Annotated in this window: 20 protein-coding genes; 13 read left to right on the top strand and 7 right to left on the bottom strand. The window is 69.1% G+C overall.

Features of this window, described 5'->3' with window-relative positions:
- Positions 1 to 5: 5 nt before the first annotated feature.
- From P2Q00_RS14995 to P2Q00_RS14980, 4 genes are all read right to left on the bottom strand, one after another.
- The gene (locus P2Q00_RS14995; RefSeq protein WP_275772978.1) at positions 6 to 674 is read right to left on the bottom strand and encodes a maleylpyruvate isomerase N-terminal domain-containing protein; all 669 of its coding nucleotides are present in this window, start codon (positions 672 to 674) and stop codon (positions 6 to 8) included.
- 63 nt (positions 675 to 737) lie between these two features.
- A complete protein-coding gene (locus tag P2Q00_RS14990; RefSeq protein WP_275772977.1) occupies positions 738 to 1,613 on the bottom strand; it encodes an acyl-CoA thioesterase in 876 nt (291 codons plus the stop codon).
- Positions 1,614 to 1,659: 46 nt separating this feature from the next.
- Positions 1,660 to 2,817 (bottom strand): acyl-CoA dehydrogenase family protein, encoded by a 1,158-nt coding sequence (locus P2Q00_RS14985; RefSeq protein WP_275772976.1) that lies wholly within the window; start codon positions 2,815 to 2,817, stop codon positions 1,660 to 1,662.
- Positions 2,818 to 2,926: 109 nt separating this feature from the next.
- On the bottom strand, positions 2,927 to 3,523 hold the full coding sequence (locus P2Q00_RS14980; RefSeq protein ID WP_275772975.1) for an SACE_7040 family transcriptional regulator: 597 nt from the start codon (positions 3,521 to 3,523) through the stop codon (positions 2,927 to 2,929).
- Between the two features lie 95 nt (positions 3,524 to 3,618).
- Here P2Q00_RS14980 and P2Q00_RS14975 point away from each other — a divergent pair, with 95 nt between their 5' ends.
- From P2Q00_RS14975 to P2Q00_RS14930, 10 genes are all read left to right on the top strand, one after another.
- Entirely contained in the window at positions 3,619 to 5,235 is a 1,617-nt protein-coding gene (locus P2Q00_RS14975; protein ID WP_275772974.1) for a carboxyl transferase domain-containing protein, read from the top strand.
- A gap of 11 nt (positions 5,236 to 5,246) precedes the next feature.
- On the top strand, positions 5,247 to 7,169 hold the full coding sequence (locus tag P2Q00_RS14970) for an acetyl/propionyl/methylcrotonyl-CoA carboxylase subunit alpha (RefSeq protein ID WP_275772973.1): 1,923 nt from the start codon (positions 5,247 to 5,249) through the stop codon (positions 7,167 to 7,169).
- Positions 7,166 to 8,089, top strand: coding sequence for a hydroxymethylglutaryl-CoA lyase (locus P2Q00_RS14965; RefSeq protein WP_275772972.1), 924 nt, complete (start codon positions 7,166 to 7,168; stop codon positions 8,087 to 8,089). The genes P2Q00_RS14970 and P2Q00_RS14965 overlap by 4 nt, the downstream gene beginning before the upstream one ends.
- 7 nt (positions 8,090 to 8,096) lie before the next feature.
- Complete coding sequence (locus P2Q00_RS14960; protein WP_275772971.1) at positions 8,097 to 9,257, top strand: acyl-CoA dehydrogenase family protein; 1,161 nt, start codon at positions 8,097 to 8,099, stop codon at positions 9,255 to 9,257.
- A 119-nt stretch (positions 9,258 to 9,376) separates the two neighbouring features.
- Positions 9,377 to 10,423, top strand: coding sequence for an ABC transporter substrate-binding protein (locus P2Q00_RS14955; RefSeq protein ID WP_275772970.1), 1,047 nt, complete (start codon positions 9,377 to 9,379; stop codon positions 10,421 to 10,423).
- Between the two features lie 117 nt (positions 10,424 to 10,540).
- On the top strand, positions 10,541 to 11,374 hold the full coding sequence (locus P2Q00_RS14950) for a siderophore-interacting protein (RefSeq protein WP_275772969.1): 834 nt from the start codon (positions 10,541 to 10,543) through the stop codon (positions 11,372 to 11,374).
- Between the two features lie 155 nt (positions 11,375 to 11,529).
- The gene (gene desA, locus P2Q00_RS14945; protein ID WP_275772968.1) at positions 11,530 to 12,996 is read left to right on the top strand and encodes a lysine decarboxylase DesA; all 1,467 of its coding nucleotides are present in this window, start codon (positions 11,530 to 11,532) and stop codon (positions 12,994 to 12,996) included.
- The gene (locus P2Q00_RS14940) at positions 12,980 to 14,257 is read left to right on the top strand and encodes a lysine N(6)-hydroxylase/L-ornithine N(5)-oxygenase family protein (RefSeq protein WP_275772967.1); all 1,278 of its coding nucleotides are present in this window, start codon (positions 12,980 to 12,982) and stop codon (positions 14,255 to 14,257) included. The genes desA and P2Q00_RS14940 overlap by 17 nt, the downstream gene beginning before the upstream one ends.
- Positions 14,254 to 14,781 carry a GNAT family N-acetyltransferase gene (locus tag P2Q00_RS14935; RefSeq protein ID WP_275772966.1) on the top strand — a complete coding sequence of 176 codons (528 nt, stop codon included), beginning with the start codon at positions 14,254 to 14,256 and terminating at the stop codon, positions 14,779 to 14,781. Before P2Q00_RS14940 ends, P2Q00_RS14935 begins: the two co-directional genes overlap by 4 nt.
- Positions 14,778 to 16,547, top strand: coding sequence for an IucA/IucC family protein (locus P2Q00_RS14930; RefSeq protein ID WP_275772965.1), 1,770 nt, complete (start codon positions 14,778 to 14,780; stop codon positions 16,545 to 16,547). Before P2Q00_RS14935 ends, P2Q00_RS14930 begins: the two co-directional genes overlap by 4 nt.
- A gap of 107 nt (positions 16,548 to 16,654) precedes the next feature.
- On the opposite strand, the gene P2Q00_RS14925 is transcribed toward P2Q00_RS14930, so the two are convergent.
- Positions 16,655 to 18,214 (bottom strand): beta-N-acetylhexosaminidase, encoded by a 1,560-nt coding sequence (locus P2Q00_RS14925; protein ID WP_275772964.1) that lies wholly within the window; start codon positions 18,212 to 18,214, stop codon positions 16,655 to 16,657.
- Positions 18,215 to 18,331: 117 nt separating this feature from the next.
- Here P2Q00_RS14925 and P2Q00_RS14920 point away from each other — a divergent pair, with 117 nt between their 5' ends.
- Positions 18,332 to 19,222 carry a DUF4429 domain-containing protein gene (locus tag P2Q00_RS14920; RefSeq protein ID WP_275772963.1) on the top strand — a complete coding sequence of 297 codons (891 nt, stop codon included), beginning with the start codon at positions 18,332 to 18,334 and terminating at the stop codon, positions 19,220 to 19,222.
- A gap of 78 nt (positions 19,223 to 19,300) precedes the next feature.
- Here the strand turns inward: P2Q00_RS14920 and P2Q00_RS14915 are convergent, their stop codons facing one another.
- Positions 19,301 to 20,866, bottom strand: a complete 1,566-nt coding sequence (locus P2Q00_RS14915; RefSeq protein WP_275772962.1) for a purple acid phosphatase family protein — start codon at positions 20,864 to 20,866, stop codon at positions 19,301 to 19,303.
- A gap of 177 nt (positions 20,867 to 21,043) precedes the next feature.
- Here P2Q00_RS14915 and P2Q00_RS14910 point away from each other — a divergent pair, with 177 nt between their 5' ends.
- Entirely contained in the window at positions 21,044 to 21,301 is a 258-nt protein-coding gene (locus P2Q00_RS14910) for a hypothetical protein (protein ID WP_275772961.1), read from the top strand.
- A gap of 12 nt (positions 21,302 to 21,313) precedes the next feature.
- Positions 21,314 to 23,131: a glutamine--fructose-6-phosphate transaminase (isomerizing) gene (gene glmS, locus P2Q00_RS14905; protein WP_275772960.1), complete on the top strand. Its 1,818-nt coding sequence runs from the start codon at positions 21,314 to 21,316 to the stop codon at positions 23,129 to 23,131.
- A 233-nt stretch (positions 23,132 to 23,364) separates the two neighbouring features.
- Here glmS and P2Q00_RS14900 read toward each other — a convergent pair whose 3' ends face one another.
- Entirely contained in the window at positions 23,365 to 23,931 is a 567-nt protein-coding gene (locus P2Q00_RS14900) for a GPR1/FUN34/YaaH family transporter (protein WP_275772959.1), read from the bottom strand.
- Positions 23,932 to 24,075: the final 144 nt, after the last annotated feature.

The following is a 24,075-nucleotide window of genomic DNA, read 5'->3' as shown; positions in this document are numbered from 1 at the left end:
CGCGGCTAGATCCCGGCGATGGACGCCGGGGCCCGCTCCACCCGAGCGAGCCCCCGAACGACATCCACAGCCCCATGCCGGCGGACCGCCAGCCGTGCCAGCAGTTCGACGACCGGTGCGGTCACCCGCTCCGGGAACTCCGGGGTCGGCAGGCCCACGCTGCACGCCAAGTCGTCGGCGTGGACGACGAGTTCCAGGAGGCGGGTGAGGAGGAAGTCGTCGAGTTCGAGGGACCAGTCGCCCCAGGAGGGGACGCGGACCGGGCGTGCGGTGGGGGCGCTCGGTATCTCCGCCCGCAGCCGCTCCAACGCCTCACGCACGCGTGCGTGCAGTGCCGTGTGCCCGTCCGCGGCCGTGGCCTCGCCGCCCTGGCGGATACGGGCGCTCACGGGCGCGTCGGCACCGGCGTCCAGCCAGATGACCTTCTCCAGGTAGTACGCACGCAGGGATACGACCGGCTCCTGCGGGAGGGGCGCGGCGAGCATGCCGGGCAGGGCCAGCTCCTGCCAGAACATGTGCCCGGCGAGCCCGTGCACGCTGAAGTCCTTGAGGACGCCGGGTTCGGTCCAGGCCGCCGCCACGGCGGGCTCGGCGAGCAGTTCGGCGACGGTGTCCGCCGCCTGGAGGAATGCGTCCCGGATCCGCCCGCCCCGCCAGTTCCATGATTCGGTCATGGGGTCATCCCAGCGCGGCGGCGGGGCCATCTCAACCGAGTTTGCGCTCAACCGAGTTTGCGCTCAGTCGAGATTGCGCGGGATGCGCACCAGGCCTTCCTGGATCACCGAGACGGCGAGCTGCCCGTCCTGCGTGTAGATGCGGGCCTGGCCGAGGCCGCGGCCGCCGTGGGACGTCGGCGACTCCTGGTCGTACAGCAGCCATTCGTCGGCGCGGAACGGCCGGTGGAACCACATGGCGTGGTCGAGCGAGGCCCCGACCACGTCCCCGACCGCCCAGCCGCCCCGGCCGTGCGCGAGCAGGATCGAGTCGAGGAGGGTCATGTCGGAGACATAGGTGGCGAGGACGACATGGAGGAGGGGGTCGTCGGCCAGCTTGCCGTTGGTGCGGAACCACACCTGGGAGTGCGGCTCGCGCGGCTCGCCGAACTTGCCGTACGGCGGCTCCTCGACGTACCGCAGATCGACGGCCTCGCGCGCCTGAAGGAACTTCTCCACGACCTCGGGCGCGATGTGGTCGTAGCCGCGCAGCCGCTCCTGGGAGGTGGGCAGTGTGGCCGGATCGGGTGCGGGCGGCATCGGGGTCTGGTGGTCGAGGCCGTCCTCGTACGTCTGGAAGGAGGCCGACAGGGCGAAGATCGGCCTGCCGTGCTGGACCGCGACCGCGCGGCGGGTGGTGAAGGAGCGGCCGTCACGGATGCGCTCGACCGTGTACACGATGGGCGCGCCCGGGTCGCCGGGGCGCAGGAAGTACGCGTGCAGGGAGTGGGCGTGCCGGTCCGCTGGGACCGTACGCCCGGCGGCGACCAGCGCCTGGGCCGCGACCTGTCCGCCGAAGACGCGCGGGACGACGGCGGACCGGGACTGGCCGCGGAAGATGTCCTCCTCGATCTGCTCAAGGTCGAGCAGATCGAGGAGATCCTGAAGTGCCTGGCTCATGGCAGACAGTTGTACCCGCCAGTCTTTTTCTTGGGTTTCGCGAGTCTTACAGGCCCATGTCCTTGGCGATGATCGTCTTCATGATCTCGCTGGTGCCGCCGTAGATGCGGTTGACGCGGTTGTCCGCGTACAGGCGGGCGATCGGGTACTCGTTCATGAAGCCGTAGCCGCCGTGCAGCTGGAGGCAGCGGTCGATGACGCGGTGCGCGACCTCGGTGCAGAACAGCTTGGCGGAGGCGGCCTCGGCGGGCGTCAGCTCGCCGGCGTCGAGGGCTTCGAGCGCACGGTCGGCGACCGCTTCCGCCGCGTCCACCTCGGCCTGGCAGGCGGCCAGCTCGAACTTGGTGTTCTGGAAGGACGCGACGGGCTTGCCGAAGACGGTGCGCTCCTGCACGTACTCCTTGGCGAACCGGACGGCGGCCTTGGCCTGCGCGTAGGCGCCGAAGGCGATGCCCCAGCGCTCGGAGGCGAGGTTGTGGCCCAGGTAGTAGAAGCCCTTGTTCTCCTCGCCGAGCAGGTCCTCGACGGGCACCTTGACGTCGACGAAGGCGAGCTCCGCGGTGTCGGAGGTCTTCAGGCCGAGCTTGTCGAGCTTGCGGCCGATGGAGTAGCCCTCGGACTTGGTGTCCACGGCGAAGAGGGAGATGCCGTGGCGGCGGTCCTCGGCCGTGGGTGCGGAGGTGCGGGCGCAGACGATCACGCGGTCGGCGTGGACGCCACCGGTGATGAAGGTCTTGGAGCCGTTGAGGACGTAGTGCGTGCCGTCCTCGGAGAGCTTGGCGGTGGTCTTCATGCCCGCGAGGTCGGAGCCGGTGCCCGGCTCGGTCATCGCCAGGGCCCACATCTCCTCGGCGGAGACGAACTTCGGCAGGAAGCGCTTCTTCTGCTCGTCGGTGGCGAGCATCTTGATGTACGGCAGGCCGAGCAGCACGTGCACGCCGGAGCCGCCGAACTGGACGCCCGCGCGGGCCGTCTCCTCGTACATCACGGCCTCGAACTTGTACGAGTCGATGCCGGCGCCGCCGAACTCCTCGTCGACGCGGATGCCGAAGATGCCGAGCTCGGCGAGCTTGTAGTAGAAGTCGCGCGGCGCCTGGCCGGCAGCGAACCACTCGTCGTAGACGGGGACGACCTCGGCCTCGATGAAGGCCCGGAGGGTCTCCCGGAACGCCTCGTGGTCCTCGTTGAACACCGTACGGCGCACCGCCGCCTCCTTCGCTTGGCTACCTGACTGCATGTCTAAGCGCTTGCTCAGAACATCAAAGGTACCGGCGGGTAGGGAGAGGCGTCCATAGTTGAACCCGTAACGCTCGTCACTCCGCCCCGGCCGCCGCGAACGCCCCCCGCGCCATCCGGTGCAGCAGCTCCGCCGTCGCCCCGCGCCCCGGCAGCGAGCCGGGGCGGCCCAGGTGCGGGGTCGAGTTCAGGAGCCCGAAGACGGAGTGCACGGCGGACCGGGCGGCGGGTTCCGCCAGGCCCGGGTAGACCTCGCGCAGGCTCTCCACCCACAGCTCGACATACTGCCGCTGCAGCTGCCGTACGAGCTTGCGGTCGCTGTCCCGGAGGCGGTCCAGCTCACGGTCGTGCAGGGTGATCAGAGGGCGGTCGTCGAGCGCGAAGTCGATGTGCCCCTCGATGAGCGAGTCGAGGACCGCCTCCGCCGCACCCCCGTCCGCCTCCGCCAGACGCCGCTTGGCGCCGGTCAGCAGCTGACCGCTGATGCCCACCAGAAGCTCCGCGAGCATCGCGTCCTTGCCCGCGAAGTGGCGGTAGAGACCCGGGCCGCTGATGCCGACCGCGGCACCTATCTCGTCGACTCCGACCCCGTGGAAACCGCGCTCGGCGAACAGCCGTGCGGCCTCCTTGAGGATCTGCTCGCGGCGGCTGGGGGCGTCGGTTCTGGTGGCCATGGAAGCAATTCTAGACAGGGAGGTTAGCGGTCGTTAACCTGAAGGAAATGGTTAACGCTCATTAACAGTCGACCACTGGGTGAGGGGACCGCAGGATGCACGAGGCACCGGAGCTGACGAGCGCGGCAGATCCCGCGTCGGAGGCCTGGCGGGCCAATGAGGCGGCGCACCGGGCGCTCGTCGAGGAGCTGCGCGGCAAGCTGGCCGCGGCCCGGCTCGGCGGCGGCGAGAAGGCGCGGGCCAGGCACACCGCGCGCGGGAAGCTGCTGCCGAGGGACCGGGTGGATGCCCTTCTCGACCCCGGGTCGCCCTTCCTGGAGCTGGCGCCTCTCGCCGCCGACGGGATGTACGACGGGGCGGCCCCGGCCGCCGGAGTCATCGCCGGGATCGGCCGGGTGAGCGGACGCGAGTGCGTGGTCGTCGCCAACGACGCCACCGTCAAGGGCGGCACGTACTACCCGATGACGGTGAAGAAGCACCTGCGCGCCCAGGAGGTGGCTCTGGAGAACCGCCTCCCGTGCATCTATCTCGTCGACTCCGGAGGCGCCTTCCTGCCCATGCAGGACGAGGTCTTCCCGGACCGGGAGCACTTCGGGCGGATCTTCTACAACCAGGCGCGGATGTCCGGGGCGGGCATCCCACAGATCGCGGCGGTCCTCGGGTCGTGCACGGCCGGTGGGGCCTACGTCCCGGCGATGAGCGACGAGGCGGTCATCGTCCGTAACCAGGGGACGATCTTCCTGGGCGGGCCTCCCCTGGTGAAGGCCGCCACCGGTGAGGTCGTGACGGCCGAGGAGCTGGGCGGCGGCGAGGTGCACTCCCGGGTCTCGGGCGTGACGGACCACCTCGCGGAGGACGACGCGCACGCGCTGCGGATCGTGCGGAACATCGCCGCCACGCTCCCCGCGCGCGGGGCGCTGCCCTGGGAGGTGCGGCCCGCGGTCGAGCCCAAGGTCGATCCCCACGGCCTGTACGGCGCCGTGCCCGTCGACCCCCGCACCCCCTACGACGTACGCGAGATCATCGCGCGCGTGGTCGACGGCTCGGGCTTCGCGGAGTTCAAGGCCGAGTTCGGGCAGACCCTGGTCACCGGCTTCGCGCGGATCCACGGCCACCCGGTCGGCATCGTCGCCAACAACGGCATCCTGTTCTCCGAGTCGGCCCAGAAGGGCGCCCACTTCATCGAGCTGTGCGACCAGCGCGGGATCCCGCTGCTGTTCCTGCAGAACATCTCCGGCTTCATGGTCGGCAAGGACTACGAGGCGGGCGGCATCGCCAAGCACGGCGCCAAGATGGTGACGGCCGTGGCCTGCACACGTGTGCCGAAGCTGACGGTCGTGGTCGGCGGGTCCTACGGCGCGGGCAACTACTCGATGTGCGGCCGGGCGTACTCGCCCCGCTTCCTGTGGATGTGGCCCGGCGCCAAGATCTCCGTCATGGGCGGCGAGCAGGCCGCCTCCGTTCTCGCGACCGTCAAGCGCGACCAGCTGGAGGCGCGCGGCGAGTCCTGGCCGGCCGACGAGGAGGACGCCTTCAAGGCCCCGATCCGGCAGCAGTACGAGCGCCAGGGCAACGCCTACTACGCCACCGCCCGCCTCTGGGACGACGGCGTGATCGACCCGCTGGAGACCAGGCAGGTGCTCGGGCTCGCCCTGACCGCCTGTGCCAACGCGCCCCTGGGTGAGCCCCAGTTCGGCGTCTTCCGGATGTGAGGAGGGAACCCATGTTCGACACAGTGCTCGTGGCCAACCGGGGCGAGATCGCCGTCCGCGTGATCCGTACGCTCCGCTCGCTGGGCGTGCGCTCGGTGGCCGTCTTCTCCGACGCCGACGCCGATGCGCGGCACGTCCGGGAGGCCGACACGGCGGTACGGATCGGTCCGGCGTCGGCGGCCGAGAGCTATCTGTCGGTGGAGCGGCTGCTGGAGGCGGCGGCGCGCACGGGTGCGCAGGCCGTGCACCCCGGATACGGATTCCTCGCGGAGAACGCGTCCTTCGCGCGCGCCTGCGCCGACGCCGGGCTGGTCTTCATCGGGCCTCCCGCGGATGCCATCTCGCTCATGGGCGACAAGATCCGCGCCAAGGAGACGGTGAAGGCGGCCGGGGTGCCGGTCGTGCCCGGTGGGCGCGACCCCGAACTGGCCGAGGCCGCCCGCGAGTTGGGGGCACCGGTACTGCTCAAGCCGTCGGCGGGCGGCGGCGGCAAGGGCATGCGACTCGTACGGGACCTGGCCGTGCTGGACGAGGAGATCGCCGCCGCCCGCCGTGAGGCCCGCGCCTCCTTCGGCGATGACACGCTCCTCGTCGAACGGTGGGTGGACCGGCCCCGGCACATCGAGATCCAGGTCCTGGCGGACGGCCACGGGAACGTGGTGCACCTGGGCGAGCGCGAATGCTCGCTGCAACGCCGGCACCAGAAGATCATCGAGGAGGCGCCCAGCGTGCTCCTCGACGAGAAGACCCGGGCCGCGATGGGCGAGGCGGCGGTGCAGGCAGCCCGCTCGTGCGGGTATCAGGGCGCGGGCACCGTGGAGTTCATCGTGCCGGGCGGGGACCCGTCGTCGTACTACTTCATGGAGATGAACACCCGGCTGCAGGTGGAGCACCCGGTCACCGAGCTGATCACCGGGCTGGACCTGGTGGAGTGGCAGCTGCGGGTGGCTGCGGGCGAGCAACTGCCGTTCGAGCAGGACGACATCACACTCACCGGGCATGCGGTCGAGGCCCGTGTCTGCGCCGAAGATCCCGCGCGCGGGTTCCTCCCGTCCGGCGGCACGGTGCTCCGGCTCCACGAACCCCAGGGCGAGGGCATCCGTACGGACTCCGGGCTCAGCGAGGGCACGGAGGTCGGCTCGCTGTACGACCCGATGCTGTCCAAGCTGATCGCGTACGGGCCGGACCGGGCGACGGCGATCAGGAAGCTGCGGGCCGCCCTCGCGGCGACGGTGACGCTGGGCGTGCCGACCAACGCCGGGTTCCTGCGCAGGCTGCTGGCCCATCCGGCGGTGGTGGCGGGCGAGTTGGACACCGGGCTGGTGGAGCGCGAGGTCGACTCGCTGGTGTCGGCCGACGTCCCCGAGGAGGTGTACGAGGCGGCGGCGGCCGTACGGCTGGAGGCGCTGCGGCCGACGGGTGCGGGGTGGACCGATCCGTTCTCGGTGCCGAGTGGCTGGCGGCTGGGAGGTGTCCCCAAGACGGTCGGGTTCCAGCTGCGGGTGCAGGACCCCGTGGAGTACGTGCCGCGCGGCACCCACACCGTCACCGACGACACCGTGGCGGTCACTCTCGACGGCGTCCGCCACACCTTCCACCGCGCCGCCGACTGGATCGGCCGTGACGGCGACGCCTGGCACGTGCGCGACCACGACCCGGTCGCCGCGTCCCTGACGGGTGCGCGGCATGGGGGCGCCGACTCGCTCACGGCGCCCATGCCCGGGACGGTCACGGTCGTGAAGGTCGCCGTCGGCGACGAGGTGAGTGCCGGTCAGAGTCTGCTGGTCGTCGAGGCGATGAAGATGGAGCACGTCATCTCCGCCCCGCACGCGGGCACGGTCGCCGAGCTGGACGTCACGCCGGGCGCGACGGTCGCCATGGACCAGGTGCTCGCGGTCATCACCCCGGTGGACAACTCCGTGGAGGAGAAATGACGCTGCCCATGGTCGTACCGGCTGCCGGTCTGCCCGCCCGCGTCCGCATCCACGAGGTCGGCGCACGGGACGGACTCCAGAACGAGAAGACGACCGTACCGACCGAGATCAAGGCGGAGTTCGTGCGCCGGCTGGCCGACGCTGGTCTGACGACGATCGAGGCGACGAGCTTCGTACACCCGAAGTGGGTGCCCCAACTCGCCGATGCGGAGCGGCTGTTCCCGCAGGTCGCCGAGTTGCCGGTGGATCTGCCGGTGCTCGTGCCGAACGAACGCGGATTGGACCGTGCCCTCGCTCTGGGCGCCTCCCGTGTCGCCGTCTTCGCCAGTGCCACCGAGTCCTTCGCCAAGGCCAACCTCAACCGCACGATGGACGAGGCGCTGGCGATGTTCGAGCCGGTGGTGGCGCGCGCCAAGGCCCGGAGGGTCCATGTCCGCGGCTATCTCTCGATGTGCTTCGGCGACCCGTGGGAGGGCGCGGTCCCGGTCCCGCAGGTGGTGCGGGTGTGCCGGGCGCTGCTGGACATGGGGTGCGACGAGCTGAGCCTCGGCGACACGATCGGGGTGGCGACGCCGGGTCATGTGACAGCCCTGCTGACCGAACTGGACGTCCCCGTGGAGAAGGTGGGCGTGCACTTCCACGACACGTACGGCCAGGCCCTAGCCAACACCCTGGCCGCCCTCCAGCACGGCGTCACGACCGTCGACGCCTCCGCCGGCGGCCTCGGCGGCTGCCCGTACGCCAAGTCCGCCACCGGCAATCTCGCCACCGAAGACCTCGTGTGGATGCTTCAGGGTCTCGGCATCGACACCGGAGTCGACCTCGGCCGTCTCGTCGCCACCAGCGCGTGGATGGCCGAACAACTGGGCCGACCCAGCCCGTCCCGCACCGTCCGGGCCCTCTCCCACCAGGAGCAGTGATCACAGCATGGACTACCGACTCTCACCCGAGCTGGAGGAACTCCGCCGCACCGTCGAGGAGTTCGCACACGACGTCGTGGCGCCCAAGATCGGCGAGTTCTACGAGCACCACGAGTTCCCGTACGAGATCGTCCGCGAGATGGGCCGTATGGGCCTGTTCGGGCTGCCGTTCCCCGAGGAGTACGGCGGCATGGGCGGCGACTATCTGGCGCTGGGCGTGGCCCTGGAGGAACTGGCCCGTGTGGACTCGTCCGTGGCCATCACCCTCGAAGCCGGCGTCTCCCTGGGCGCCATGCCGATCCACCTTTTCGGCACCGACGCCCAGAAGCAGGAGTGGCTGCCCCGCCTGTGCTCCGGCGAGATCCTCGGCGCCTTCGGTCTGACCGAGCCGGACGGCGGCAGCGACGCCGGGGCCACCCGTACGACGGCCCGTCTCGACGAGGCGACGGACGAATGGGTGATCAACGGCACCAAGTGCTTCATCACCAACTCGGGCACGGACATCACGGGGTTGGTGACGGTGACGGCGGTCACCGGCCGCAAGCCGGACGGCAAGCCGCTGATCTCGTCGATCATCGTCCCGTCCGGGACTCCGGGCTTCACGGTGGCGGCCCCGTACTCGAAGGTCGGCTGGAATGCCTCGGACACCCGTGAGCTGTCCTTCTCGGACGTCCGGGTCCCGGCCGCCAACCTGCTGGGCGAAAAGGGCCGCGGCTACGCCCAGTTCCTGCGCATCCTCGACGAGGGCCGGATCGCCATCGCGGCGCTCGCGACGGGACTTGCTCAGGGCTGCGTGGACGAGTCGGTGAAGTACGCCAAGGAGCGGCACGCCTTCGGCCGCCCGATCGGCGCCAACCAGGCCATCCAGTTCAAGATCGCCGACATGGAGATGAAGGCCCACACGGCCCGCCTGGCCTGGCGGGACGCGGCCGCCCGCCTGGTGAGCGGCGCCCCCTTCAAGAAGGAGGCCGCGCTCGCCAAGCTGCACTCCTCCACCATCGCCGTCGACAATGCGCGCGACGCCACACAGATCCACGGCGGCTACGGATTCATGAACGAGTACCCGGTGGCCCGTATGTGGCGCGACTCCAAGATCCTGGAGATCGGCGAGGGCACCAGCGAGGTCCAACGGATGCTGATTGCAAGGGAGTTGGGGTTGGTCGGCTGACAGGCTGCTCACAGGTTCGGGCCCGGAACGCCCGCCCCTCTGGACTTCGAGTGAGGTTAGGCTAACCTACCTTCGAACCTGTCCGGCGGGCGTTTCGCCCCGTTCGAAAGCAGCCACGCATGTCCAACGCCAGAGCCACCCACCTCACCCGACGCGGCATCCTCGCCGCGGGCGGCGCCCTCGGCCTCGGGGCCGTGCTCGCGGCCTGCGGGGACGACGACGCGAAAAGCGGGGGCTCCGGCGACGGCACGACCGCCGCCAAGTCCGGCCCCTGGTCCTTCAAGGACGACCGCGGCACAACGGTGAAGCTCGACGCGGTACCCGCGAACATCGTCGCGTTCACCGGCGTCGCCGCCGCGCTCCACGACTACGGCATCAGCGTCAAGGGCGTGTTCGGCCCGACCAGGACCACCGACGGCAAGCCCGACGTCCAGGCCGGCGACATGGACATCAGCAAGGTCACCGTCCTCGGCAACGTCTGGGACCAGTTCAACGTCGAGAAGTACGCGGCCCTCGCGCCCGACGTGCTCATCACCACCATGTTCGACGACGCCGGCACGCTCTGGTACGTCCCCGAGGCCTCCAAGGACAAGATCGCCAAGCTGGCTCCCAGCGTCGGCATCTCCGTCTACGACCGCCAGCTGACCGAGCCGCTGCAGCGCATGTGGGCGCTCGCCCAGTCGCTCGGCGCGGACATGACGGCGGCCAAGGTCACCGAGTCGAAGAAGAAGTTCGAGGCGGCCGCCGCCCGGCTGCGCAAGGCCGCGAAGGCCAAGCCCGACATCAAGGTGATGGCCGGTTCCGCGAGCGACGCGCTCTTCTATGTCTCCGGCACGAACCTCTCGATCGACCTGGAGTACTTCAAGGCGCTCGGCGTGAACTTCGTCGAGCCCCCGGAGAAGGCGAAGGCCAAGGGCGGCGGCTGGTTCGAGTCGCTCAGCTGGGAGAACGTCGACAAGTACGCGGCGGACATCATCATGATGGACGACCGGTCCTCGACGATCCAGCCGGCCGACATCACCAAGGCCACCTGGAAGAAGCTGCCCGCGGTCAAGGCCGGGCAGGTCATCTCGCGCTCGCCCGAACCGATCCTGTCCTACGACAAGTGCGTGCCGCTGCTGGTGAGTTTGGCCGAGGCGCTTGAGAAGGCGCAGAAGGTCAGCTGAGCGTTTGGGGCCGTGGGTAGCTGCGGGTCCGATGTGGCTGGTCGCGCAGTTCCCCGCGCCCCTTAGGCCTGGTGCACCTCCCCCCGCTTACAACCTGACGATGACTCAGGAGCCCATATGACCACCGCCGTTGCGGCCCCGTTCCGTTTCTTCTCCCTTCAGGTCGTGCGGACGAGGCGGCTTGGGCCGTCTCTGGTCCGGGTGACCTTCGCCGGGGAGGAGCTGCAGTACTTCTTCTCCGACGGACGCGACCAGTCGCTGTCGCTGTTCCTGCCGCAGCCCGGGCAGAGCGAACCCGCCGTTCCGTACGACCTCGGTGACGGCTGGTGGCAGGCCTGGCGTGAACTTCCGGACGGTGTACGGGCGGTGATGCGGTCGTACACGCTCCGAGCCCTGCGGCGCGATCCGGACGAGATCGATATCGACTTCGTGCTGCATACCCCGGCCGGTCCCGCCTCGCGGTGGGCCGCCCGGGCGAGCGCGGGAAGCCGGGTGCTGGTGCTCGGGCCCGCGGTCGCGGACAACCGGGCGATCCGGTTCCGGCCGCCCGCGGACACCGACCTGACGCTGATCTGGGGGGACGAGACCGCTGTTCCGGCCGTCTCGGCGATCCTTGAGTCGCTGCCGGCCGGCACCCGCGCCCGGGTCTGGCTGGAGGTGCACGACGCCGGGGACATCCAGGATCTGGTGACCGAGGCCGACGCCGAGATCACCTGGCTGGTCCGGGACGCGAACGGCGTCGAGGGGTCCCCCATGGCCCTCGACGCCCTCCGCACCGCCCAACTCCCGCCCGCCGAGCACCCGTACGCCTGGATCGCGGGCGAGAGCGGCAGCGTGAAGCAGCTGCGCCGGCACCTCGTCGGGGAGCGCGGGATCGACCGGCGGCGGGTCACCTTCGTCGGCTACTGGCGCCGGGGGATGACCGAGGAACAACTGCGCGCCGCCGAGTAGTCACCACACCCACCACACCCACCACGCCGAACAGCCACCACTGGGACCGGAGTGATCACGGTCACGGCTGATGCTGCCCTGGTCCAGCACAAGTTAGGTTAGCCTTACCTAAGTTGCCGCCCTCAAGTCGCAGCCCCCATCGGAGGACCCGCCCCATGCGCTCGCACCTGCTCAATGACACGACCGCGGAGCAGTACCGCCGCTCCGTGACCGAAGGCGTCGAGCGGGTGGCGGCCAAACTCGCCGCCACCAAGCGCCCGTTCACCGGCGTCACGGTCGACGCCCTCGCTCCCCGCATCGAGCAGATCGACCTGGACCGTCCGCTGCACGACACCGCGGCCGTGCTCGACGAGCTGGAGGACGTGTACCTCCGCGACGCGGTCTACTTCCACCACCCCCGCTACCTCGCCCATCTCAACTGCCCGGTCGTCATCCCGGCGGTACTCGGCGAGGCCGTCCTGTCCGCCGTCAACTCCTCCCTCGACACCTGGGACCAGTCGGCCGGCGGCACCCTGATCGAGCGCAAGCTCATCGACTGGACGACCGCGCGGATCGGCCTCGGCCCGGCCGCGGACGGCGTGTTCACCTCCGGCGGGACGCAGTCCAACCTCCAGGCGCTGCTGCTGGCGAGGGAAGAAGCCAAGCCAGGGTGGGCAGGGTGGGAAGAAGGGGCCTCCCTCGCCAGACTGCGCATCTTCGCCTCCGAGGTCAGCCACTTCAGCGTCAAGAAGTCGGCGAAACTGCTGGGCCTCGGCCAGGACTCCGTCGTCTCCGTCCCCGTCGACCACGACAAGCGGATGCAGACCGTCGCCCTCGCCCGCGAGCTGGAGCGCTGCAGGAAGGACGGCCTGGTCCCGATGGCCGTCGTCGCCACCGCGGGCACCACCGACTTCGGCTCCATCGATCCGCTGCCGGAGATCGCCGAGCTGTGCGCGCAGTACGGCACCTGGATGCATGTCGACGCCGCGTACGGCTGCGGGCTGCTCGCCTCCCTCAAGTACCGTGGCCGTATCGACGGCATCGAGCGCGCCGACTCGGTCACCGTCGACTACCACAAGTCCTTCTTCCAGCCGGTGAGTTCGTCCGCCGTGCTGGTGCGGGACGCCTCGACCCTGCGCCACGCCACCTACCACGCGGAGTACCTGAACCCGCGCCGTATGGTCACCGAGCGCATCCCCAACCAGGTCGACAAGTCCCTGCAGACCACCCGCCGCTTCGACGCCCTCAAGCTGTGGATGACGCTGCGCACGATGGGCGCCGACGGTATCGGGCAGCTCTTCGACGAGGTCTGCGATCTGGCCGTCGAAGGCTGGAAGCTGCTCGCCGCCGACCCCCGCTTCGACGTCGTGGTCGAGCCGACGCTCTCCACCCTCGTCTTCCGCCACATCCCGGCCGCCGTCACCGACCCGGCCGAGATCGACCGCGCCAACCTGTACGCCCGCAAGGCCCTGTTCGCCTCCGGCGACGCGGCGGTCGCGGGCACCAAGGTGGGCGGCCGCCACTACCTGAAGTTCACCCTGCTCAACCCCGAGACGACGACCGAGGACATCGCCGCCGTCCTGGACCTGATAGCCGGCCACGCCGAGCAGTACCTGGGAGAGTCCCTTGACCGCGCGTCCTGAAACCCCGACCGGAACCCATGACTTCGTGGGGATCGGGCTCGGCCCCTTCAATCTCGGCCTGGCCTGCCTCACCGAGCCGATCGACGAACTCGACGGCGTCTTCCTGGAGTCGAAGCCGGACTTCGAGTGGCACGCGGGCATGTTCCTGGACGGCGCCCACCTCCAGACCCCGTTCATGTCGGACCTGGTCACACTCGCCGACCCGACATCCCCGTACTCCTTCCTCAACTATCTGAAGGACCAGGGCCGGCTGTACTCGTTCTACATCCGCGAGAACTTCTACCCCCTGCGCGTCGAGTACGACGACTACTGCCGCTGGGCCGCGAACAAGCTGACCGGCGTCCGCTTCGGCACGACGGTCGCCGAGGTCACGTACGAGGACGGGCACTACCTCGTACGCACCGAGGCCGGTGACGTGTACCGCGCCCGCCACCTCGTCCTCGGCACCGGCACCTCGCCCCACTACCCGGCGGCCGTGCACGGCCTGGACGGCGACTTCTTCCACAACTCCCGCTATGTGCAGAACAAGGCGGAACTGCAGAAGAAGGACTCGATCACGATCGTCGGCTCCGGCCAGTCCGCCGCCGAGATCTACTACGACCTCCTCGGCGAGATCGACGTCCACGGCTACCGGCTGAACTGGGTGACGCGCTCCCCGCGCTTCTTCCCCCTCGAATACACCAAGCTCACGCTGGAGATGACCTCCCCGGAGTACATCGACTACTACCGCGAGCTCCCGGAGGCCACCCGCTACCGCCTCACGGCCCAGCAGAAGGGCCTGTTCAAGGGCATCGACGGCGACCTGATCAACGAGATCTTCGACCTGCTCTACCAGAAGAACCTGGGCGGCCCGGTCCCGACCCGTCTGCTCACCAACTCCTCGCTGAACAGCGCGCGTCACGAGCACGGCACGTACACGCTCTCCTTCCGCCAGGAGGAGCAGGAGAAGGACTACGAGATCGAGTCGCAGGGCCTGGTCCTGGCCACCGGCTACACATACGCCGAGCCGGAGTTCCTGAGCCCGGTCAAGAGCCGTCTGCGCTACGACTCGCACGGCAACTTCGACGTCGCCCGCAACTACGCGATCGACGTGACCGGCCGGGGCGTCTTCCTGCAGAACGCCGGCGTCCACACCCACAGCATCACCAGCCCCGACCTCGGCATGGGCCCGTACCGCAACAGCTGCATCATCCGAGAGCTGCTCGGCACGGAGTACTACCCGGTCGAGAAGACCGTCGCGTTCCAGGAGTTCGCCGTATGACCTTCACGTTCCGCCCCGTCGACCCCCTCCAGGATGCCGAGCTGCTGCACTCCTGGGTCACCCACCCCAAGGCGGCGTTCTGGATGATGCAGGACGCGAAGCTGGTGGACGTCGAGCGCGCGTACATGGAGATCGCGGCCGACGAGCACCAGCACGCCCTGCTCGGGCTGCGCGACGGCGAACCGGCCTTCCTGATGGAGTACTACGACCCCGCGCACCGCGAGCTGGTCGGCCTGTACGAGCCGCAGCCGGGCGACATCGGCATGCACTTCCTCACGCCCGCGACCGACACACCCGTGCACGGATTTACGCGGGCCGTCATCACCGCCGTGCTGGCGCACCTCTTCGAGGACCCGACCGTCGACCGTGTCGTCGTCGAACCGGACATCGCCAACAAGGCCGTCCACACCCTGAACGAAGCCGTCGGATTCTTGCCCGAGCGCGAGATCCAGAAGCCGGAGAAGAAAGCGTTGCTGAGCTTCTGCACACGGGAGCAGTTCGAGAAGACGGCGGTGCCGGCATGACCCTCGCCGACGCCGTGGCCCACCTCTCCCCCGAACGCTGGGAGAAGGCCAACCGCCTACTGATCCGCAAGGCCCTCGCCGAGTTCGCGCACGAGCGGCTGGTCACGCCGGAGAAGAGTGGTGAGGGATACGTCGTCCGCAGCGACGACGGCCTGACCCGCTACCGCTTCACCGCCGCCCGCCGCGCCCTCGACCACTGGCAGGTCGACGCCGACTCCGTCACCCGCCACCGAGACGGCGCCGAACTTCCCCTCGCCGCCCTGGACTTCTTCATCGAGCTGAAGCAGACACTGGGCCTGAGCGACGAGATCCTCCCGGTCTACCTGGAGGAGATCTCCTCCACCCTCTCCGGCACCTGCTACAAGCTCACCAAGCCGCAGATCCCGGTCGCCGAGCTGGTCGGACGCGACTTCCAGTCGATCGAGACCGGGATGACCGAGGGCCACCCCTGCTTCGTCGCCAACAACGGGCGGCTCGGCTTCGGCATCCACGAATACCTGTCGTACGCCCCCGAGACGGCGAGCCCGGTCCGGCTGGTGTGGCTCGCTGCACACAAGTCACGCGCCGCGTTCACCGCCGGCGTCGGGATCGAGTACGAGTCCTTCCTACGGGAGGAGCTGGGAAGTGTGACGCTGAACCGTTTCCGCGACACACTTTCCGCGCAGGGCCTCGACCCGGACGACTACCTCCTCATCCCCGTCCACCCCTGGCAGTGGTGGAACAAGCTCACCGTCACCTTCGCCGCCGAGATCGCCCGCGGCCATCTCGTCTGCCTGGGCGAGGGCGACGACGAGTACCTGGCCCAGCAGTCCATCCGGACCTTCTTCAACGGCTCGCACCCCGAGAAGCATTATGTGAAGACGGCCTTGTCGGTCCTCAACATGGGCTTCATGCGCGGACTTTCGGCCGCCTACATGGAGGCCACCCCGGCCATCAACGACTGGCTCGCCCAGCTGATCGAGGGCGACCCGATCCTCAAGTCGACGGGCCTCACGATCATCCGTGAGCGGGCCGCCGTCGGTTACCGGCACCTGGAGTACGAGAAGGCGACGGACCGCTACTCGCCGTACCGCAAAATGCTCGCGGCCCTGTGGCGCGAGAGCCCGGTCTCCTCCCTCCAGGACGGCGAGTCCCTGGCCACCATGGCCTCCCTCGTCCATGTCGACCACGAGGGCGCGTCCTTCGCGGGCGCGCTGATCGAACAGTCGGGCCTCACGCCGACCCGGTGGCTGCGGCACTACCTGCGGGCGTACTTCACCCCGCTCCTGCACAGCTTCTACGCCTACGACCTGGTCTACATGCCGCACGGCGAGAACGTGATCCTCGTCCTCAAGGACGGGGTCGTGCAGCGCGCGATCTACAAGGACATCGCCGAGGAGATCGCCGTCATGGACCCGGACGCGGTGCTGCCGCCGACGGTCGAGCGGCTGCGCGTGGACGTCCCCGAGGAGAAGAAACTCCTCTCCCTCTTCACGGACGTCTTCGACTGCTTCTTCCGCTTCCTCGCCGCGAACCTCGCGAGCGAGGGGGTCCTGGATGAGGACGACTTCTGGCGGACGGTCGCGGAGGTCACCCGCGAGTACCAGCAGTCGGTGCCCGAACTCGCCGACAAGTTCAAGCAGTACGACATGTTCGCCCCGGAGTTCGCCCTGTCCTGCCTCAACCGCCTCCAACTGCGCAACAACCGCCAGATGGTCGACCTGGCCGACCCGGCGGGCGCCCTCCAACTGATCGGAACCCTGAAAAATCCCGTCGCGGGGTTCTGATCAAGGCGGCGGGCACCCCCGGGAGTACGGTCCTCCGGGGGGTGCCCGTCGCGCCCTTTAGGGGCGCGGGGAACTGCGCGACCAGCCCCCACCAACGGTCAGACGAATCACCAAGGAACCTGCGGCGACCGGTAGTACCCGATCCCCAGCGCGTCCCACCGCGGAGCCTGCGCAGCAAGCCGCACCTTGTAACCGTCCCAGTCATGAGTGGACGCCGGCGACCAGCCGAGCTCAGCCGCCCCCGCCAGCCGCGGAAACACCATGTAGTCGATGTCGGCGTCCGTCACGATCGTCTCGCTCCACAGCGGCGCCTCGACACCCTGGACGGCCGAACTCGGCGCCCCGGCAAGGTAGTTGCCCGGATCCCAGTCGTACGACCGCTTCACCTCCACCAGCCCCGCCCAGTCCTGCCCGAGCGGCGTGTCCTCGGTGTACTTCATGTCGAGGTACAGCCGGTCCGCCGGCGACAGAATCAGCCCGGTCCCGTTCTGCGCGGCCTTGGCGACCTGCGCCTTCTCCGCAGCATCCGTGTCATCCAGCCCCCAGTACTGCGCGAGCGCCCCCTTCACCGGATGCGCACCGGTCAGCTGGTGCCAGCCGATCACCGTCTTGCCGTACTTGGCGACGATCGGCTGCACCCGGTCCATGAACTTGACGTAGTCCTCGTGGCTGGTGGAGTGCGCCTCGTCGCCGCCGATGTGGAGGTAGCGGCCGGGCGTGATCGCCGCCAGCTCACGGATCACGTCGTCCACGAAGCTGTACGTGATGTCCTTGCCGACGCACAGCGAGCTGAAGCCGACATCGGTGCCGGTGTAGAGCGGGGGTGCCACGCCGTTGCAGTTCAGGTCGGCGTACGAGGCGAGGGCCGCGTTGGTGTGGCCGGGCATGTCGATCTCGGGGACGACCTCCAGGTAGCGGGAGGCGGCGTACCGGACGATCTCCTTGTAGTCGGCCTTGGTGTAGTAGCCGCCCTGGCCGCCGCCGACCTGCGTCGAGCCGCCGTAGGTCGCAAGCCTGGGCCAGGAGTCGATCGCGATGCGCCAGCCCTGGTCGTCGCTGAGGTGCAGATGCAGCTTGTTGACCTTGTAGAGGGCCAACTCGTCGATGTAGCGCTTGACCTGGGCCACGGTGAAGAAGTGGCGGGAGACGTCGAGCATCGCGCCGCGGTAGGCGTAGCGCGGACTGTCCGTGATCGTGCCGCCCGCGACCAGCCACGGGCCGGGCTGTACGGAGTCCTTCTCGACCGCCGCCGGGAGCAGCTGGCGCAGGGTCTGGACGCCGTGGAAGAGGCCCGCGTGCTCGCCGGCGGTGATGACGATGCCGTCGCGTCCGCTGTCTAGGCGGTAGCCCTCCGGCCCGAACCGGCCCTTCTCCAGGCGCAGTTGGATGCCGGTCCGGCCCCATCCGACCAGGGGCAGCCGGTAGCCGGTCGACGGGCGCAGAATGTCCGCAAGGTACTCGCCGATCCGGCGCACCTTGAGGGAGTCGTCGACGCGGATGACAGTGGAGCTGGTGATGCGGTACGGGGAGCCGCCCGGGGTGACCGACGCCGGCGCCGGAACCACCCGGCCGAGCGGGCTCGCCTTCACGTCCGGCACGGATGCCGCACCGGTGGTGAAGGCCCCCGCGGCCGCCAGCAGCAACATGGATCCCAGAACCCGCGCCATACGCAGCGTCCTCCTGCTGTGATGCCGTCTCACAAGTGCTCCCTTCGACAGGAAATCACCAGAGACCCAAGATTGGTGCAGACCACTCCTTCGCACAAGCGGTGAAACAATTCCCCCATGGCGGAAATCATCCAGCGGGACGGCACCTGGGCCTTCGACGGCGACGCCCTTCGGCTGACGCCCGGCCGGGACAGAAACGTCAGCCTGCTCCGCCGGACGCTGGGTGAACTCGTCGTCCCGCTGGGCGCGTTGGCGGGGATCTCGTTCGAGCACGGCAAGAAGTCGGGGCGGCTGAGGCTGCGGCTGCGCGACGGCGCCGACCCGCTGCTGCACGCCTCCGGCGGCCGCCTCACCGAGCCCAACGACCCCTACCAGCTGCTGGTCGAGTCCGACCGGTACGGCGTGGCCGAGTACTTCACGGACGAGGTCCGAGGCGCCCTGCTGCTGGACGAGGTTCCGTCCGACCCGGTGACCGGGTATCTGCTGCCGGGCCCGTCCGTCCCGCTCTCCGTCTCCGCCGGGGACGGCACCGCGAGCTTCGACGGCGAGCACATCCGCCTGGAGTGGAACTGGAAGACGGAGGACGCCAAGGCAGCCGCCGGCCCCCGCACACTGGCCGTCACCGACCTCGCCGCCGTGGAGTGGCAGCCCGCGGCCGGCCTGGAGAACGGGCATCTGCGCTTCACCGTACGGAGCGCGCCCACCAAGGCACCGCCCAAGTACGACCCCAACTCCGTGGAACTCTGGGGCTTCAAGAAGGACCCGCTGATGGCACTGGTCGCGGCGGCCGTGCAGGCGCGGCTGCCGCACCCCTCGGGGGCGGCCGTGACGGACGTACCGCCTCTGGAGCATCGGCCCCGCAAGGAGCTCGCGCCCGCGGGCCGACACGAGGACGACCACGACGCGTTGCTACGAAGGCTGCGCGAACTCGGCGAGCTGCACCGCACGGGCGTGCTGACCGACGAGGAGTTCACCATGGCCAAACAGGCGGTCCTCAAGCGCATGTAGCGCATGTGAGGACCGCCTGCGACTCGTACACCCTGCCTTCGGGGCGTACGTCCGCGGCCGGAGGCCGCTGATGGATGCCTACTTGGCCCTGCGCGCCACCGTGAAGTGGTCGATGCGGTCACCGGTCTCGGCGATGCCCGACACCTTCAGCTTGGCGTAGTGCCCCTTCGACGCGGGCTCGACGTCCACGCGCAGGAAGGAGTAGTTGAGGTAGCGCACCCGGGACCAGGCGACGGTCTCGTTGACCTTGCCGTCCTTGGTGTTGATGAACGAGGCGACGGAGTCGACCTCGTGCTCGTGCCCCTCGTAGGAGTCCGGCGCGGTGAACGCGTACAGGCTGCGGCCCGCCGCGCCCGCCGTCACGTACACGACACCCTCGGTCTCGGGGTACGCGGTCTCGCCGATCGGCAGCTTCTTGGTGACCGTGTTGCCCTTGATGACGTCGGTGCGCTCGTACTGGTGGTTGTGGCCGTTGATGACCAGGTCCACCGTGTACTTCTCGAACAGCGGCACCCACTCCTGGCGCACGCCCCCCTCCGAGGCGTGCGCGGTGGAGGTGCAGTACGCGCAGTGGTGGAAGAACACGACGATGAAGTCGATGTCCTTCGACGCCCGGTACTTCTTCAGCTGGCCCTCGAACCACGTGGTCTGGGTGCCGCCGGAGATGCCGAGGTTGGCGGGGATCTCGTACGACACGTCGTTCGGGTCGAGCGAGATGATCGCCGTGTTGCCGTGGACGAAGGAGTAGACGCCCGGCAGGTTCGCCTTGTCCGGCCCGTTGTCGGGGAGCGAGAAGCGGGCCTCCTCGCCGCCGTAGCCGTTGGGCGAGTACCAGGCCTCCATGTCGTGGTTGCCGTAACTCACCATCCACGGCACGGACTTGGCGACCGACTCGGTCTGGTACAGGAACTGGTCCCACACCCGCGAGTCGAAACCGGTGTCGGCCGTCTTGCCCGCGCCGGCCGGGTCGGCGTACGCGATGTCGCCCGCGTGCAGGTGGAAGGACGGGTTCTGGCCGAGGATCAGGCTGTCGTTGGCCAGACCGTGGTAGCTGACGCCCTGGTCGCCGAAGGCCGTGAAGGTGAACGGCTCCTTGCACGAGGGCGCGGTGGTGAAGGTGCCCAGGGTGCCGAGGAGGTGCGGCTCGGCCGGGTCGAAGCCCTGGTGGCCGACGCCGTAGTAGTACGTCCTGCCCGGGCGCAGGTGGGTGAGCTTGGCGTGGATGTAGTACTGCGTGTGGTCGGCGCTCGCACCGACACCGGCCGGGGTGTAGAGGCTGCGGACCTCGGCCTCGATCTTGCGCGAGAGGTCCCAGGGGTGGGCACCGATGCGGATGAAGGGCTTCTTCACCGCGACCGGCACCTGCCAGGAGACGGTCATCTCGGTGCTCGCGTCGTTGCCGAAGGCGAGGTGGCGGCCGAACGGGGCGACGAGCGAGCCGTCGACCGTCTCGGTGGCGGGGGCGGTGCGCTGCGTGGGAACCGCCGCCTGGGCCACGGCACCCGGCACGAACGCGCCACCGGTGACGGCGCCGATCGTCACGGCGCCGCCTCTCATCAGGTTGCGCCGCGAGAATCTCGCGCGCAGGTACTCGTGCTGCTCGGCCATGCTCATGCGCTCGGCGAGCTGCTCCGGTACTCCCATACGAGGTATGTCCATGGCGTCTGAAACTCGCCGACATGAGCAACGGGGCGCAAGACTCAGGATGGACAGCTTACGAACAGAGGTTCACAAGAACCTCAACAGTCACCAAGGCAGCCGCTTGCCCGATATCGGGCAGGATTCTTGCGAAACGGCCTCCATTACCTCAGGATCTACCGGGTGCACGACGAACTTGTTGATCACCTGACGCGCTCCACGCCCCTCAGCAGGGGCGAGGCGCTGCGGGTGATCCAGGACGTGCTCGCCTACTTCGACGAGACGACCGTGGAGTACGTCCGTCGCCGCCACCGCGAGCTGCAGGCCCAGGGCCTGGTGAACGCGGAGATCTTCGGACGGATCGAGGCGGACCTGAAATACCGGGCGGTCGCGCCGCCGGAGCTTACGCTCAGGCAGTTGCGCCGCATCGTCTACGGCTAGGAATGCTTATACATGTGCGGAATCGTCGGATACATCGGCAAGCGTGACGTGGCTCCCCTCCTGCTGGAGGGCCTGCAGCGGCTCGAATACCGCGGTTACGACTCGGCGGGCATCGTCGTGACGTCCCCCAAGGCGGCGGGCCTGAAGATGGTCAAGGCCAAGGGCCGGGTCCGCGACCTGGAGGCCAAGGTCCCGGCGCGCTTCAAGGGCACGACCGGCATCGCCCACACCCGCTGGGCCACCCACGGCGCCCCGTCCGACGTGAACGCGCACCCGCACCTGGACGCCGAGGGCAGGGTCGCCGTCGTCCACAACGGCATCATCGACAACGCCTCCGACCTGCGCCGCAAGCTGGAGGCGGACGGCGTCGAGTTCCTCTCCGAGACCGACACCGAGGTGCTCGTCCACCTGATCGCCCGCTCCCAGGCCGAGACCCTGGAGGAGAAGGTCCGCGAAACCCTGCGGGTCATCGAGGGCACGTACGGCATCGCCGTGATGCACGCCGACTTCTCCGACCGCATCGTGGTGGCGCGAAACGGCTCCCCGGTCGTCCTCGGCGTCGGCGAGAAGGAGATGTTCGTCGCCTCGGACATCGCCGCGCTGGTCGCCCACACGCGGCAGATAGTGACTCTCGACGACGGCGAGATGGCCACCCTCAAGGCCGACGACTTCCGCACGTACACCACCGAGGGCACCCGTACGACGTCCGAGCCGACCACCGTGGAGTGGGAGGCAGCGTCGTACGACATGGGCGGCCACGACACATACATGCACAAGGAGATCCACGAGCAGGCCGACGCCGTGGACCGCGTGCTGCGCGGCCGCATCGACGACCGCTTCTCCACCGTGCACCTCGGCGGCCTCAACCTGGACGCCCGCGAGGCGCGCCAGATCCGCCGCGTGAAGATCCTCGGCTGCGGCACCTCGTACCACGCGGGCATGATCGGCGCCCAGATGATCGAGGAGCTGGCCCGCATCCCCGCGGACGCCGAGCCCGCCTCCGAATTCCGCTACCGCAACGCGGTCGTGGACCCCGACACCCTCTACGTGGCCGTCTCCCAGTCCGGCGAGACCTACGACGTCCTCGCGGCCGTCCAGGAGCTGAAGCGCAAGGGCGCGCGGGTCTTCGGCATCGTGAACGTGGTCGGCTCGGCGATCGCCCGCGAGGCGGACGCCGGGATCTACGTCCACGCGGGCCCGGAGGTCTGCGTCGTCTCGACCAAGTGCTTCACGAACACCACGGTCGCCTTCGCCCTGCTGGCCCTGCACCTGGGCCGCACCCGCGACCTCTCGGTCCGCGACGGCAAGCGGATCATCGAGGGCCTGCGCAAGCTGCCGGCCCAGATCACCGAGATCCTGGACCGGGAAGAGGAGATCAAGAAGCTGGCCGAGCAGTACGCCGGGGCCCGCTCGATGCTCTTCATCGGCCGGGTCCGCGGCTACCCGGTGGCCCGCGAGGCCTCCCTCAAGCTGAAGGAGGTCTCGTACATCCACGCCGAGGCCTACCCGGCCTCCGAGCTCAAGCACGGCCCCCTGGCCCTGATCGAGCCGGCCCTCCCCACGGTCGCGATCGTCCCCGACGACGACCTCCTGGAGAAGAACCGCGCCGCCATGGAGGAGATCAAGGCCCGCAGCGGCCGCATCCTGGCCGTAGCCCACCAGAACCAGGAAAAGGCCGACCAGACAATCGTCATCCCCAAGAACGAGGACGAACTGGACCCCATCCTGATGGGCATCCCCCTCCAACTCCTCGCCTACCACACGGCTTTGACCCTCGGCCGAGACATCGACAAGCCGAGGAACCTCGCGAAGTCGGTAACGGTCGAGTAGCAGCTTGGGCTTTTGGGGGCGCGGGGACTTGCGCGTCTTCTAGGGGCGGGGGGAACTGCGCATCTTTCAGGGGCGCGGGGAACTGCGCATCCTTTAGGGGCGCGGGGAACTGCGCGACAAGCCCCCACCCACCCGCAGAGGCCACACAACAGAACGGACCCCCACGTGATGCCACCAAACACGGGGGGTCCGCTCCATTCGCCGGGGGCCGCCCAAACCCCCGGCCTGCGCAGCTAGCCGGTGGCCGTCACCCCCCGGCCGGCAGCACGCCGAGGAAGCACCGTCGGCCAATGAGCCAGCGCAGCCGTAGCCGCGTACCAGGCAACTGCCCCCGCCGCCACGGCGAACCACCCGCCGGCCTTCGCGAGAGAACCGCTCGTAGCGAACTGCCCGATGGCAAGAAGCACGAGAGAGACGAAGAACAACCCGTATGTGCCCTGCGTGAGTTGGTCCCCGCCCGCAAGGGTGAGCGACAACGCCACGAGGGCGAACAGCAGCAGGAACAGCCCGGCCGCGTTGGCAGACATGGCCGCCCCGGCCGTGACGGCCCAGGTGAACCAGAGGGCGCCGAGCGCCGAGTACGCCGTGCCGTTGACGGAGTCACCGTCACGGAAGGCGAAGAGTCCGGCGACGAACAGCGCAACGCCGCCTACGTAGTGGGCCAGTGAAACGGCGTCAGCGGCCGACACACCATTGATCACGTCGGTGTATCCGAGTCCGAACGCCAACAGGGTGATACCCAGGGCGAGTCGGCCGACCACGGTAGTGGTTCCGCTTCCCCCGGAGACGTCTTTGTCCACGGCGGGCTCCCTTCATGCATGTGCAGTTGTGCGGTGACCGATATATGCCCTTCACAAAGGCACAAACACCTCTACGCGCGAGTAGATTTGCGCGCTGCACAAAGGAAGTTGACTCTCCCCACGGCACATCTCACCTGGGAGAAC

Origin of the sequence: Streptomyces coacervatus (assembly GCF_029223485.1) — a bacterium.
GTDB lineage: Bacteria > Actinomycetota > Actinomycetes > Streptomycetales > Streptomycetaceae > Streptomyces > Streptomyces coacervatus.
Note: the sequence above shows the minus strand (reverse complement) of the source record. Positions and strands in the feature narration are given on the sequence as shown.

Excerpts from the sequence above, each read along its gene's own strand:
- P2Q00_RS14955 (WP_275772970.1), top strand. The coding sequence starts at position 9,377 with ATGTCCAACGCCAGAGCCACCCACCTCACCCGACGCGGCATCCTCGCC.
- P2Q00_RS14960 (WP_275772971.1), top strand. The coding sequence starts at position 8,097 with ATGGACTACCGACTCTCACCCGAGCTGGAGGAACTCCGCCGCACCGTC.
- P2Q00_RS14930 (WP_275772965.1), top strand. The coding sequence starts at position 14,778 with ATGACCCTCGCCGACGCCGTGGCCCACCTCTCCCCCGAACGCTGGGAG.
- P2Q00_RS14925 (WP_275772964.1), bottom strand. The coding sequence starts at position 18,214 with ATGGCGCGGGTTCTGGGATCCATGTTGCTGCTGGCGGCCGCGGGGGCC.
- P2Q00_RS14975 (WP_275772974.1), top strand. The coding sequence starts at position 3,619 with ATGCACGAGGCACCGGAGCTGACGAGCGCGGCAGATCCCGCGTCGGAG.
- glmS (WP_275772960.1), top strand. The coding sequence starts at position 21,314 with ATGTGCGGAATCGTCGGATACATCGGCAAGCGTGACGTGGCTCCCCTC.
- P2Q00_RS14935 (WP_275772966.1), top strand. The coding sequence starts at position 14,254 with ATGACCTTCACGTTCCGCCCCGTCGACCCCCTCCAGGATGCCGAGCTG.
- P2Q00_RS14965 (WP_275772972.1), top strand. The coding sequence starts at position 7,166 with ATGACGCTGCCCATGGTCGTACCGGCTGCCGGTCTGCCCGCCCGCGTC.
- P2Q00_RS14920 (WP_275772963.1), top strand. The coding sequence starts at position 18,332 with ATGGCGGAAATCATCCAGCGGGACGGCACCTGGGCCTTCGACGGCGAC.
- P2Q00_RS14915 (WP_275772962.1), bottom strand. The coding sequence starts at position 20,866 with ATGGGAGTACCGGAGCAGCTCGCCGAGCGCATGAGCATGGCCGAGCAG.
- P2Q00_RS14950 (WP_275772969.1), top strand. The coding sequence starts at position 10,541 with ATGACCACCGCCGTTGCGGCCCCGTTCCGTTTCTTCTCCCTTCAGGTC.
- P2Q00_RS14990 (WP_275772977.1), bottom strand. The coding sequence starts at position 1,613 with ATGAGCCAGGCACTTCAGGATCTCCTCGATCTGCTCGACCTTGAGCAG.
- P2Q00_RS14970 (WP_275772973.1), top strand. The coding sequence starts at position 5,247 with ATGTTCGACACAGTGCTCGTGGCCAACCGGGGCGAGATCGCCGTCCGC.
- P2Q00_RS14995 (WP_275772978.1), bottom strand. The coding sequence starts at position 674 with ATGACCGAATCATGGAACTGGCGGGGCGGGCGGATCCGGGACGCATTC.
- desA (WP_275772968.1), top strand. The coding sequence starts at position 11,530 with ATGCGCTCGCACCTGCTCAATGACACGACCGCGGAGCAGTACCGCCGC.
- P2Q00_RS14980 (WP_275772975.1), bottom strand. The coding sequence starts at position 3,523 with ATGGCCACCAGAACCGACGCCCCCAGCCGCCGCGAGCAGATCCTCAAG.